The following is a 13,423-nucleotide window of genomic DNA, read 5'->3' as shown; positions in this document are numbered from 1 at the left end:
CAGACTTCAACTTTCATTTTCTATGGCTACCGAATCGCCCGGCCGCCGCTTTTTCTTTTCACTTAACATTGCGCTAAGCTCCTTTTCTATTCCAAAATCTTTTCAGATTTTTCGCCCCTTTCTTTTGGGACTGCAAAGGTAGGAAAGTTTATGTAACCTTCAAACTTTATTTGAAGTTTTTTTTCGGAGGCTTTTAAACCCCTTCATCAACTTCTCCTCTGCCTTTTAATGAACTACCCGAACTCCGTTTCGACCAAATGTCTTTCCTTTATTGCGGGCTGCAAAGGTATGCACTTTTAACGTTTATACAAATGGTAAGGACGAATATTTTACCATTAGTGGATAACCTGCTGCAAATCAGAAGGAATAATTTAATTAAATCTGCCTTCCATAGTTAAACCGGGGTATACAGCATCAAAAATGGCCACCCGTAGTTGTTTTGGCTGCAAACAACAAAAGCTTATACTATATATATAAGGTGCAAAAACAATTTAGGTAAAGGCCAATCGTTAAAAGATGTTAAAAAACGAAAAGCCTTACGGGTGCTTTAAAATAACACCTTTATATTGCACCGAAATAAATAATTGACTGGTTTATAATATTGATATATCTTTGCAAAATGTTTAAAAAACAACGAGCCCTTGTTGGGAGCTTACTATTAGTACTATTTATTGCACTTGCAGGCTGTAAAAGCAAGTTTGAGAAACTGAGGACCAGCAACGACAATGCTAAAAAATACGCCGAGGCCATCAAATACTTTAACAAAAAGGATTATGGTAAAGCGCTCGAGTTGTTTGACGACCTTGCACAACGTTACCGTGGCCAGGCCGAGGCAGAGGATTTGTTTTACTACTACTCCTATACTAATTATAGGTTAAAGGATTACACATCGGCAAGGTACCACTTTAAACAGTTTGCCGATAGCTATCCTAATAGTGCCAGAGCCGAAGAATGCCGCTTTATGGCTGCCTATTGTTATTATCTTGATTCACCTATTTACTCGCTGGATCAGGAGAATACACAAAAGGCCATTGATGCTTTACAGTTGTTTATCAACCTGTACCCAAAAAGCGACCGTGTGGCCGAGGCAAGTAAGCTGATAACCAACCTGCGCGACAAACTGGAAGAAAAATCGTACACTAATGCAAAACTGTATTTAACTATAGGGTATTACCAGTCGGCAGTAATTGCTTTTGGTAACTCGCTGCGCGATTTCCCGGATACCAAGTATGCCGAGGAAATGGAATTTTTAACCATTAAGGCACAGTACTTATATGCTAAAAATAGTTTGGAAATTAAACAGGAAGACAGGTATAATACCGCGATTGGTTTTAGCGACCAGTTTACAGAAAAGTACCCTACCAGTAAATACTTAAAAGAAGCACAAGGATTAAAACAAAATTGCCTGGATGGTATACAACAAACTAAGCGTATATTAGCCGAAGCGGAAACCAACCAGAAACTGTTCAAAAAGATAGAGGAAGAGCGAAAAGGTCAACCTAAGTTAGTAAAAGACACCACCGAGGTGAAAAATTAAAAAAAAGAGTATGAACAACATCAAACCAGCTGTAGCCGGCAGCACAATAACCCGCGACTTACGCGAATTAGATACACAGACAGACAATATATACGAGTCGATAGTGATCATGGCGAAAAGGGCCAATCAAATTTCAAACAATGTGAAAGAAGAGTTGCACCAAAAGCTTTCTGAATTTGCATCGTCGAACGATAACCTGGAAGAGGTGTTTGAAAACCGTGAGCAAATAGAAATATCGAAACATTACGAAAGGTTGCCAAAAGCATCGTTAGTAGCTATACAGGAGTTTTTGGAAGGTAAAGTTTATTACCGCAATCCTGCTAAAGAACAATAAGCGAGTTTCGCTAATTCAGAAGTAAAAATTCAAAATTCAAAAAGGCGTTAAGCCAAAAGGTGTGTTTATGTGTACCTTTATTTTTTGAATTTTGGATTTTTTGTTTTTACACAAATTGGCATGTTAGAGGGCAAGAAAATTGTTTTAGGTGTATGCGGCAGTATTGCGGCTTATAAATCGGCCACGCTGGTACGCCTGCTTGTTAAGGCGGGGGCCGATGTAAAAGTGGTAACGACTGCGGGTGCCAATACCTTTATTACCCCCTTAACTTTAGCCACGTTATCAAAAAACCCTGTACTCACCGAATATGTTAAAGATGATAACGGCGAATGGAACAACCATGTTGACCTTGGCCTTTGGGCCGATGCCATTATTATAGCACCTGCTACGGCCAACACCATAGGCAAAATGGCTAATGGCCTTTGCGACAATTTACTCACTGCTGTTTACCTTTCGGCAAAATGCCCGGTTTACATTGCGCCAGCTATGGATTTGGATATGTGGAAACACCAAAGCACACAGCAAAATGTGGATGCTTTAAAATCATTTGGCAATATATTTATCCAACCGGGTTATGGTGAACTGGCCAGCGGCCTTATTGGCGAAGGCCGTATGGCCGAACCGGAGGATATCATCAGCTTTGTGGAGGCCGATATTAAAAAAAAACTCCCCTTAGTTAATATAAAGGCGTTGGTTACAGCAGGCCCTACCTACGAAGCTATCGACCCGGTGCGCTTTATCGGCAACCACTCATCGGGCAAAATGGGTTTCGCTATTGCGGATGAACTGGCTAAGCTTGGCGCTGATGTTACGCTTGTTTCGGGCCCCTCATCGCAACAAACAAAAAGCAAGGCCATTAAACGTATCAATATCACATCGGCAGCAGATATGTTGACTGCCTGTGAACAATACTTTGTTTCCGCTGATATCTGCGTAATGAGCGCCGCAGTGGCCGACTATACCCCTGTTGATGTGGCACAGCAAAAGATAAAAAAGAAGGAAGATACTTTTAACATCGAACTCAAAAAAACGACAGATATACTGAAGACATTTGGTAGCCAAAAAAGGGTCGGCCAGTTGTTGGTGGGTTTTGCCCTGGAGACCAATGATGAAGAAAAAAACGCGGTTGATAAGCTAAAAAATAAAAACCTCGACTTTATCGTTTTAAATTCGCTGAACGATGCAGGGGCCGGCTTTAAAACGGATACCAATAAAATAACCATTATTGACCGCCGCCTGCAGAAAACTGTATTCGATTTAAAAACAAAAGAAGCCGCGGCTACCGATATTTGCCAAAAGATACTTGAACTGATGACCCTATGAGAAAGATAGTTTATTGCCTTTTTATATTGACAACCATCTCGGGCATCGCCAACGCGCAGGACTTGAACGCGCATGTGCAGGTGTTGTCGCCAAAAATACAATCGGCAAATAAACGGGTATTCAACGTGCTGGAAAACACCATGAAGGATTTTTTGAACAGCCGCAAATGGAGTACCGACCAGATACAACCCCAGGAAAGGATAGATTGCACTTTTATTCTGAACATCACCGCCTGGGATGGCAGCAGCAGCTATAGCGGCGAATTGCAGGTACAATCGACCAGGCCGGTGTATGGTTCGGGATATAACAGTACCTTATTAAGCGTGAACGATAAAGACTTCGACTTTACTTTTACCGAAGGACAGGTTTTGGACTTTAACGAACAGACTTTTCAAACCAATTTAAGTTCGGTACTGGCATTTTATGCCAATATTATTGTGGGGATGGATTACGACTCGTTTTCGAAGTTTGGCGGCTCGGCCTATTTTACCAAAGCGCAAACCATTGTAAATGCTGCGCAAACAGGTTCGTACAAGGGCTGGAACGCCTTTGACGATAATCACGACCGTTACTGGATAGCCGAAAACCTGAACAATAAACGCTATGCCGGCTTACGCGAATTTATCTATAACTACCATCGCAATGGGTTGGATGTAATGGCTGACAACCCCGATAATGGACGTAAGGCGATAGCAGCATTATTGCCCATGCTGTCGCAGATAGACCGATTGAGTACCGGCGCGGTGCTTCCGCAGATATTTTTTACCGCGAAGAGTGATGAATTTATTTCGGTATTGAGCGGCCTGTCTCAGACAGAAAAAATAAGCGCCTACAATACCCTGATGGAAATTGACCCATCAAACGGTAACAAATACCAAGCCCTGCAACGGAACTAATCTCTTTTTCTTATCTTAAAAACAACTTCAACACCCTTCATTGAGGCTTTCTGTTAATTTTTGTTAAAAAGTTCAATTATTTTTTGCATTTACGAAAACATTCGTACATTTGATATACGAAAACATTCGTATGATAGAAAATGGAAATTAAGCCAACAGAAAGTGAGTTAGAGATACTACAGGTTTTATGGGAAAAGAAAGCCTGTACCGTGCGCGATGTACACGAAGAGTTAGCCCAAAACAAAGATGCCGGTTATACCACCACCTTAAAGCTGATGCAAATTATGCTCGAAAAAGGTTTGGTTGAACGCGATGCTACCAACCGTACGCATATATACAAACCGCTCATCAGCATTGAGCACACCCGGCAAAACATGCTGAACAAAATGATTGATACGGTATTCAACGGTTCGGCATCGCAGCTGGTGATGCAGGTGTTGAGCAACAAAACCTCTTCGAAGGAAGAACTGGACATGATAAAGAACTATCTGGAAAAATTAGAAAACAATACATAACCATTGCTATGATAAGCCATAACCTCATTAACGCGCTCGGCCAGGCACTCTTCGAAAGTTGTATACAGGCCATGCTCATCTATGTTGCTTTGCAGGTATTTTTAAAGCTGTTCCCTATGCTCAGCGCAAAATACAGGTATGCGGTGCATTACTTTGCATTGACGGCCATCTTCGGCTGGTTTTTAATTACCGTAGCAAAAATTTACGGGCAAACGGTGGATGCGCCGGCTTATGTTTTAACCGGCTATTATCAAAACATCCATCAAAACTATCCGGCGCCATCCCTGCTCGACGAGGTTAAGCAATTGATCAACCAATATTCGCTTTATATTACAGGCGTGTACGTTTTGGGGCTTATCATCCATATCATTGGCTTGATAAAGGGACTGTTCCATATCCGTTACATCCGCAACAAAAAGAACCTGATGCTGAGTCCGGTCTGGACCCAACGCGCGGCCTTGTTACGTAAAAAATTGGGGCTGCTCAAAAATATCCCGGTATACATTTCGGAGCATATCAACATCCCATTAACCATCGGGCACCTAAAACCTATTATCATTTTTCCGCTGGCCATTATCAACAACCTCGACGCGGCGCAGGTGGAGAGCATTTTGTTACACGAACTGGCGCATATAAAACGACATGATTACCTTTTTAACATCATTCAAACGGTAATGGAAACCCTGCTTTGCTTTAACCCCTTCAGCTGGTTAATTGCAAAGGCCATACGCAACGAACGCGAGTATTGCTGCGACGATATGGTTACCGGCAACCTCGATAACAACCACAGCTACGCGCAAGCTCTCTTTCTTATCGCGCAACAAAACTCGTATGCCGCCAGCCTGACCATGGCATCATCGGGCCAAAGTAAATACCCATTATTGAATCGCATTAAACGACTAAACCACATGAAAACCGACCATCAACTACCCAAACAACACCTGGCTATTATAGTTACCATTACCATCATCAGCTTGTTACTGGCCTGGGCCGTGCCGCAATATACTTGGGCAAAAAACAACAAAAAGGCTAAAAGCACAACTATTGTGAGCCATGTTTCGACAACAAATACATTGAACGTTAAGCAAGCCGCTGCCAATTTGGTAGCCTATCCGAAACACTGGAAAATAGTGCCTGCAAGCGTTATTGCCGATACGCTTAAGCAACTAAACGACACCACTAAAAAGAAGAAATACAAAATAGTGATGGAGGACGAAAACGGCAACAAAAAGGAGTTTAACTCGGTTGATGATTTATCACCAGAAGATAAAGATGCCTTTTTCAAGGATAACATGAACTTTAAACTTAATGTAGACGATAGTTTGAAGTTTACCGGTTTGGCCAAGCAATTTAACAGCCCGGAATGGAAAAAACAGGTAAAAGCTATGACTGCCAATGCCCTGGCGATGAGCAAACAATTTAACAGCCCGGAATGGAAAAAGCAAACTCAGGCCATGGCCAAACAATTCAATAGCCCGGAGTGGAAAAAACAAACCGAAGCATTGGCCAAACAATTTAACAGCCCCGAATGGAAAAAACAAACTGAGGACATGTCCAAACAATTTAACAGCCCCGAATGGAAAAAACAAACTGAGGACATGTCCAAACAATTTAACAGCCCCGAATGGAAAAAACAAACTGAGGATATAGCCAAACAATTCAACAGCCCGGAATGGAAAAAACAAACTGAGGCCATGGCCAAACAATTCAATAGCCCTGAATGGAAAAAACAAACCAAGGAACTGGCCAAACAATTGAGCAGCCCGGAATGGAAAAAGCAACAGGAAGAATTGGTTAAACATGCTTTGGAAATGAGCAAAATGGCCACTAACCCCGAATGGTTAAAAAAGCAGGAAGAATTGGAACAGAAAATGCAAGACCTGGAAAAACAACAAGCGGAACTGCAGAAAGAGTACGAAAAGTCGCAGAAGGCGGTGCAGGATACCATAAAGAAATAGCCTCCATTATCAACTAATTTGTATTTTAGCGTTCTATTAAACAACGCTATGCTGCAGAGGCTTTCTATTAGTAATTATGCTTTAATTGATAATCTTGAGATCAGTTTTGATAAAGGGTTAAACATACTTACGGGCGAAACGGGCGCGGGTAAATCCATCATACTCGGCGCCCTTTCGTTGATATTGGGCCAGCGTGCCGAAAGCCGCTATTTTTTCAACCAGCAGAAAAAATGTGTTATCGAAGGGCTGTTCCATATCGGATCTTTCCACATCAAAGCCTTTTTTGAGGAAAATGACCTCGACTACGAGGCCGAAACTGTACTGCGTCGCGAAATATCGGCCGATGGCAAATCGCGCGCCTTTGTTAACGATACACCGGTAACCCTCAACATTCTGCGCGACCTGGGCGAAATGCTCATCGATATCCACTCGCAACATGCTACCCGCGAGATTAACGACCCGAAATTCCAGTTACTTATTGTGGATGGCGTTGCCAAACATGATGACCTGCTTACGCAATACCACGATGCCTTTAAGAATCATAAAAAGGCCGTAGCCAAACTGCAGCAACTCATCGGCGAAAGCGACAAAGCGAAGGCCGACCTCGATTACCACCAGTTCCAGTTTGATGAGTTGGACAATGCCCACCTCAGTGCCGATGAACAGGAGCTTTTAGAGCAGGAGCTTTATGCCCTCAACAATGCCGAGGAGATAAAACGCAGCCTGTTTGCAGCCTACCACCTGATGAATGAAGGCGAACTGGCCGCGCTCATCCAGCTCAGGGAGGCAGGGCACCACTTGTCGACATTGGAGAAGTTTAACCCCCTTATCGGCGAACTGAACCATCGCCTCAACAGCGCGGTGATTGAGTTAAAAGACATCGCCGCCGAAATCGACAATATTGAACAGCGCACCCTGATTGACGAAGCCCGCACGCTCGAAATAAACGAGCGCCTGAGCGTCATCTACAACCTGCAAAAAAAACACAGGGTAAGCACTATAGCCGAATTGCTGGAGATACAGCAAACCTTATCGGACAAGATAGCGCAGGTGCTGTTTGGCGATGAGGAGATTGAAGCCCTGCAACAACAAATAAAGAACGAACAGGCATTGCTACAACAACTGGCACAACAGCTATCGGCCAACCGAACCAAAGCCATACCCGGCATACAAACCAATGTGCAGCAGTCGCTGGCTGAAATGGGTATGGAGCATGCCTCTCTCAAAATAGAGAATGCTGTTGCCCAACCCGCCGATTTTGACCAGAACGGTATCGACCATATCCGCTTCCTTTTTTCGGCCAATAAGGGCCACGCTTTGGCGGAGATGAGCAAGGTAGCCTCGGGCGGCGAGCTTTCGCGGTTGATGCTCGCCATCAAATCGCTTATTGCCAGCCATACCGCCTTGCCGACCATTATTTTTGATGAGATTGATACCGGTGTATCGGGCGAGGTAGCCAATAAAGTAGGACAGGTAATGGAGAAGCTGTCGGCCAACCTGCAGGTCATTACCATAACGCATTTGCCGCAAATCGCCGGCAAGGGCAAAAGCCATTATTTTGTTTATAAGGACAATGAAACGGCCACTACCTATACCCGCATCAAACAACTTAACCCCGACGAACGCGTCCTCGAGATAGCCAAAATGCTGAGCGGGGATAACCCGGGGCAAAGTGCCTTGCAAAATGCGAGGGAGTTGTTGGGGGCAGGAAGCTAAAAGCATAAAGCCGAAAGCTAAGCTTCAAAAGGCAGGTCCGACCAAATTATTTTAGGCACGAAGGCACAAAAGGCGGGCTTTGTGTCTCAGTGCCTTCGTGGCAACCTAAATGTACCGCTTTACTCTCTCAGACCTCAGACTTCTGACATCCAAAATCCCCTTAACAACATTTCTTACCGCCTACAACCCCAATTACATTATTTTACTTATTTTTACCCCGAAAATCAATTATCAACATGTCGAACAACTTACTTAAAGGTAAAAAAGGGATTATTTTTGGTGCATTAGACGAAAATTCAATTGCCTGGAAAACCGCACTGGCCTGCCATGCACAAGGCGCCGAAATCGTTTTAACCAACGCACCCATCGCTTTGCGCATGGGCACCATCAATAAACTGGCCGAAATTACCGGCGCACCTATTATCCCTGCCGATGTAACCTCCAACGAAGACGTTGAAAACCTGTTTGCCAAAAGCATGGAGCATTTTGGCGGCGGTGTCGATTTTGTATTGCACTCTATCGGCATGAGCATCAACGTGCGCAAGGGTATTCACTATACCGAAAACAACTACGAGTTTACCCATAAAGGTCTCGATATTTCGGCTTTGAGCCTGCACCGTGTGTTGGCTACTGCCATGAAGATGGATGCCATTAACGAGTGGGGGTCGGTTGTGGCTTTAAGCTATATTGCCGCCCAACGTATATTCCCTGATTATAACGACATGACCGATAACAAGGCTTACCTGGAAAGTATTGCCCGTAATTTTGGTTACCAATATGGTATTAAAAAGAACGTACGTGTGAATACCGTATCGCAATCGCCAACCCGAACAACGGCCGGTAACGGTGTAAAAGGGTTTGATGGCTTTATCAGCTATGCTGAAAAAATGAGCCCGCTGGGCAATGCTACTGCCGAGCAATGTGCCGACTACTGCGTAACCCTGTTTAGCGATTTAACCAAGATGGTTACCATGCAAAACCTGTTTCATGATGGCGGCTTCTCCTTTACCGGTGTTAGCCAGGCTGTTATTGAGCAGATGGAGAAATAAGCACACAACCGGATGGTTATTACGCTCATAACGTTCTAAGTATTCTATTTGTATTAAAATAAAAAGCCTGCCGATCAATTTTCGGCAGGCTTTGATATATTCGGGATGCCTCCACCGATATCAGATATACATCACATTCTCCAACGAAAACGCAAACGGTTCCGCCTCCGGGCCGGCGCCACCCCCGGTCATTACAATATCCGCGCTATTGATGCCCAGCAGCGATATCTCTGTATTGATTGACGACAAAATCGCTGAGTTCATTACCTGTCCTTCCACAACTTGCGAAACCACCCCAACAAAAACAGTTGGTTTAAACTCAAATACAGCTTTTTGCCCGGGTACAACATTGGTTTTTGTGGCCAACAATCGCCCATCCTTAAAAATATTGGCGGTAACGGCACCCTGGCTCAGTGCGTTTAGCATTTCTATCTCGCCAGGATTCGATGCGTTGCCCGAAAGTTTCAACTCATCGCCCGAAGGGCCTTTTGTTACACTGAACTGCTGGCCCGGCGTTGCCGTTAATTGCGGACTGTAGTTACCCCAGCTATCGCTTGCCGCTATAGTAGATTGCAACGGATAGTTGAACGGATGGTTCCACCCCGGCGAACAATTGCTGATTACAGTCCAGGCGACCGCCAGTTCTTCAAAGTCTGTAGATACATTTTTCTGAAAGATAACCACATCCGAGTCGTTGACGTCGTTCGATTTGTTGATGAAATTCAATTTAATTGTTTCCATAATATTGTTTGTTTATAGGTTGATAATTTGAAAACGGCCAAAGCCGATAGCTATTTAAAGCTACATCAAATTATTATATACTTTATGATATTTGTGTAAATAAGTCGACATGTTTTTGTTAACAAATGTGCTTGTAGCTCCCAAACGCATATGCTATAACCCCGGCTATTCGATTCTCCTAACCTCAAAAAACAAAAAAAGCCTGCCGAAATCAATCGACAGGCCTTCTGTTATATTAAAGTATACCTCTTACTTTTCTTCTTTTTCCTCGGTTTTGGTATTACCCGAGTGTTTGCCTATAATTTTGATGCCTTCGCTCTCCTTGTCAAAATCCACCTCCATTACATCACCTTCAACCAGTTCGCCTTTCAGTATTTCTTCGGCAATCGGGTCTTCCAGATATTTTTGAATGGCCCGTTTTAGCGGACGTGCACCAAACTGCGAGTCGTAACCCTTTTCGGCGATGAACTCTTTCGCGCCCAGCGTCAATTCAATTTGGTAACCTAAAGCGTGTACGCGGCCAAACAACGAAGCCAGTTCAATATCGATGATTTTGAATATCTCTTCTTTACCCAACGAGTTGAACACAATCACGTCGTCAATACGGTTCAAAAACTCCGGTGCGAAAGCACGTTTCAAAGCGGTCTCGATCACACCACGCGAATGGGTATCGGCCTGATTAACCTTGGCGGCAGTGCTAAAACCAACACCTTGACCAAAATCTTTCAACTGGCGTGCGCCAATGTTCGAGGTCATGATGATGATGGTGTTCCTGAAATCAACTTTCCGGCCCAACGAGTCGGTCAGCTGCCCTTCGTCCAATACCTGTAGCAGGATATTGAACACATCAGGGTGAGCTTTTTCAATTTCATCCAGCAATACAACCGAGTATGGTTTGCGACGTACCTTTTCGGTCAACTGTCCGCCTTCTTCGTAACCCACATAGCCCGGAGGCGCGCCCACCAAGCGCGATACAGCGAATTTCTCCATGTACTCGCTCATGTCTATTTGTATCAGGGCATCCTCGGTATCAAACATAAAACGGGCCAACTCTTTAGCCAACTCTGTTTTACCAACACCGGTAGGGCCTAAAAATATAAACGAACCGATCGGCTTTTTAGGGTCTTTCAATCCCGCACGGGTACGCTGTATAGCTTTAGTCAGTTTCTTAATGGCTTCATCCTGACCAATAATTTTATCGGCAACCTTTTCGGCCATGTTCAATAATTTCTGGCTATCAGCCTGCCCAACACGTTGTACAGGGATGCCTGTCATCATCGAAACTACTTCGGCAACATTATCTTCGGTTACGGTATAGCGTTTGGTTTTGGTTTCGGCTTCCCAAATGGCTTTGGCCTGCTCCAATTCCTCTAACAAATGCTTTTCCGTATCGCGCAGCTTAGCAGCTTCTTCATATTTCTGGCTGCGTACCACTTTGTTCTTTTCGATCTTGATCTGCTCTATCTTGGCTTCAACATCCAAAATGTTTTGAGGCACATGGATATTGGTGAGATGGACGCGCGATCCCGATTCATCCAAAGCATCAATTGCCTTGTCGGGAAGGAACCTGTCGGTAATATAACGCGCGGTTAAGCTAACGCAAGCTAAGATCGCTTCAGGAGTATAAGTTACGCCATGGTGTTCTTCGTATTTGTCTTTAATGCGGGTTAATATTTCGATGGTTTCATCAGGTGTGGCCGGTTCTACCATTACCTTTTGGAAACGACGGTCTAAAGCGCCGTCTTTTTCTATGTACTGACGATATTCGTCCAAGGTAGTCGCCCCAATGCATTGTATCTCGCCACGGGCCAAAGCCGGTTTAAACATGTTCGAAGCATCCAACGAACCCGATGCGCCACCGGCACCAACAATGGTGTGGATCTCATCAATGAACAAAATCACGTCCGGCGATTTTTCCAGCTCGTTCATCACGGCTTTCATGCGCTCTTCAAACTGACCGCGATATTTTGTACCGGCAACTAATGATGCCAGATCCAAAGTAACCACGCGTTTGTTAAACAATACCCGCGATACCTTACGTTGTACTATCCGCAATGCCAAACCTTCGGCAATAGCGCTTTTACCCACGCCTGGTTCACCTATCAATATAGGGTTGTTCTTTTTCCTGCGGGATAATATTTGCGATACACGCTCAATTTCTTTTTCACGACCAACAATCGGGTCCAACCTGCCTTCTTCGGCAGCCTTGGTCAAATCGCGGCCAAAATTATCCAGTACCGGTGTTTTCGATTTGATATCCGAAACCTTCTTCGGCTGGCTAAATGACTCCTCCTCGCGGAAATCATCATCACCACCTGTAGAAGAACCCGGCATCTCATCCGTAACATCGTTTTTATGCGATTCCACTTCGGCTTTAAATACCTCGTAGTTCACGTTAAACTGCATCAGTATCTGCGATGCGATATTATCCTCGTCGCGCAAAATAGATAGCAACAAGTGCTCAGTCCCTATTACGTCGCTCTTAAATATTTTCGCTTCTAAGTAAGTGATCTTTAAAACTTTTTCGGCTTGCTTTGTCAGCGGTATGCTGCCGATATTAACATTGGTTCCCGATGTGCCTTTCACCGCGTCTTCAATAGCGCGGCGCAAACGGGTGGTATCAACGCTCAGGTTGCGCAGCAGTTTTATTGCTACGCCGTCGCCATCGCGTATAAGTCCTAACAACAGGTGCTCAGTGCCTATATAGTCATGCCCAAGGCGCAAGGCCTCTTCTCTGCTGTACGAGATCACATCTTTAACCCGGGGCGAAAATTTAGCTTCCATATTTTACCTTTCAATATTTACGTACTAATCTATCAATTAGTTGTTATTAAACGAATGTGTTTTAACTAACTTATCAACAATATTGCCAAGCTGAAAATAATTAGTTAAAACAGACATAATAATGATATAACATTGCATCATTACTAAATTTGGCATAGGCGGCAGATACCCAAGCCCGACTTTGTAAATATAAAGAGGTGTTTTCATTAAAACAAGCACCCCACTGTCATATCCTATCCACAAACCGTTCTTTTCTCAACAAATTACTATACCTCGTTGTTTATCAATACACATCGTATTTATAAGTTTTTAGACGGATACAAAAGCCAAACGGTTGTTGCCTATCGAAAAAATTACCCACCATAACTTAACTGACAGGATGGCACGAGGGATTGCCTATGGTTCATGGTCGATCGTTCATAGTAATACCACACCATCTTTCTGCCATGATCTATGAACCATGAACTATCAACCTCTTCCAACTGTTAAACTTTGTTAAAATTCTGTTAAAACCAAACACATTATGTTAAAGTTAAACTATAAATTTAGTTTTAATGTAACACTTCGCCT

At 43.8% G+C, this 13,423-nt stretch carries 10 protein-coding genes; 8 read left to right on the top strand and 2 right to left on the bottom strand.

Annotated features, from left to right (window positions below):
• The first annotated feature begins 619 nt into the window (after nucleotides 1-619).
• From bamD to QZX97_RS11725, 8 genes are all read left to right on the top strand, one after another.
• The gene (gene bamD, locus QZX97_RS11760; protein WP_295649182.1) at nucleotides 620-1,537 is read left to right on the top strand and encodes an outer membrane protein assembly factor BamD; all 918 of its coding nucleotides are present in this window, start codon (nucleotides 620-622) and stop codon (nucleotides 1,535-1,537) included.
• A gap of 10 nt (nucleotides 1,538-1,547) precedes the next feature.
• Nucleotides 1,548-1,871, top strand: a complete 324-nt coding sequence (locus QZX97_RS11755) for a DNA-directed RNA polymerase subunit omega (RefSeq protein WP_295649184.1) — start codon at nucleotides 1,548-1,550, stop codon at nucleotides 1,869-1,871.
• Between the two features lie 120 nt (nucleotides 1,872-1,991).
• Nucleotides 1,992-3,194: a bifunctional phosphopantothenoylcysteine decarboxylase/phosphopantothenate--cysteine ligase CoaBC gene (gene coaBC / locus QZX97_RS11750; RefSeq protein ID WP_295649187.1), complete on the top strand. Its 1,203-nt coding sequence runs from the start codon at nucleotides 1,992-1,994 to the stop codon at nucleotides 3,192-3,194.
• Nucleotides 3,191-4,090: a DUF4835 family protein gene (locus tag QZX97_RS11745; RefSeq protein ID WP_295649190.1), complete on the top strand. Its 900-nt coding sequence runs from the start codon at nucleotides 3,191-3,193 to the stop codon at nucleotides 4,088-4,090. The genes coaBC and QZX97_RS11745 overlap by 4 nt, the downstream gene beginning before the upstream one ends.
• Nucleotides 4,091-4,230: 140 nt before the next feature.
• Nucleotides 4,231-4,605 (top strand): BlaI/MecI/CopY family transcriptional regulator, encoded by a 375-nt coding sequence (locus QZX97_RS11740; RefSeq protein WP_295649192.1) that lies wholly within the window; start codon nucleotides 4,231-4,233, stop codon nucleotides 4,603-4,605.
• A gap of 8 nt (nucleotides 4,606-4,613) precedes the next feature.
• The gene (locus QZX97_RS11735) at nucleotides 4,614-6,563 is read left to right on the top strand and encodes a M56 family metallopeptidase (RefSeq protein ID WP_295649195.1); all 1,950 of its coding nucleotides are present in this window, start codon (nucleotides 4,614-4,616) and stop codon (nucleotides 6,561-6,563) included.
• Nucleotides 6,564-6,611: 48 nt separating this feature from the next.
• Nucleotides 6,612-8,279 carry a DNA repair protein RecN gene (gene recN / locus QZX97_RS11730; protein ID WP_295649198.1) on the top strand — a complete coding sequence of 556 codons (1,668 nt, stop codon included), beginning with the start codon at nucleotides 6,612-6,614 and terminating at the stop codon, nucleotides 8,277-8,279.
• 236 nt (nucleotides 8,280-8,515) lie between these two features.
• Nucleotides 8,516-9,328, top strand: a complete 813-nt coding sequence (locus QZX97_RS11725; protein ID WP_295649202.1) for an SDR family oxidoreductase — start codon at nucleotides 8,516-8,518, stop codon at nucleotides 9,326-9,328.
• A gap of 120 nt (nucleotides 9,329-9,448) precedes the next feature.
• On the opposite strand, the gene QZX97_RS11720 is transcribed toward QZX97_RS11725, so the two are convergent.
• A complete protein-coding gene (locus tag QZX97_RS11720; protein ID WP_295649205.1) occupies nucleotides 9,449-10,069 on the bottom strand; it encodes a hypothetical protein in 621 nt (206 codons plus the stop codon).
• Nucleotides 10,070-10,318: 249 nt separating this feature from the next.
• Nucleotides 10,319-12,853, bottom strand: a complete 2,535-nt coding sequence (locus QZX97_RS11715) for an ATP-dependent Clp protease ATP-binding subunit (protein ID WP_295649207.1) — start codon at nucleotides 12,851-12,853, stop codon at nucleotides 10,319-10,321.
• Nucleotides 12,854-13,423 lie beyond the last annotated feature (570 nt).

Origin of the sequence: uncultured Mucilaginibacter sp. (assembly GCF_903893715.1) — a bacterium.
Taxonomy (GTDB): Bacteria; Bacteroidota; Bacteroidia; order Sphingobacteriales; family Sphingobacteriaceae; genus Mucilaginibacter.
This window is presented reverse-complemented; position numbering and strand designations above follow the sequence as displayed.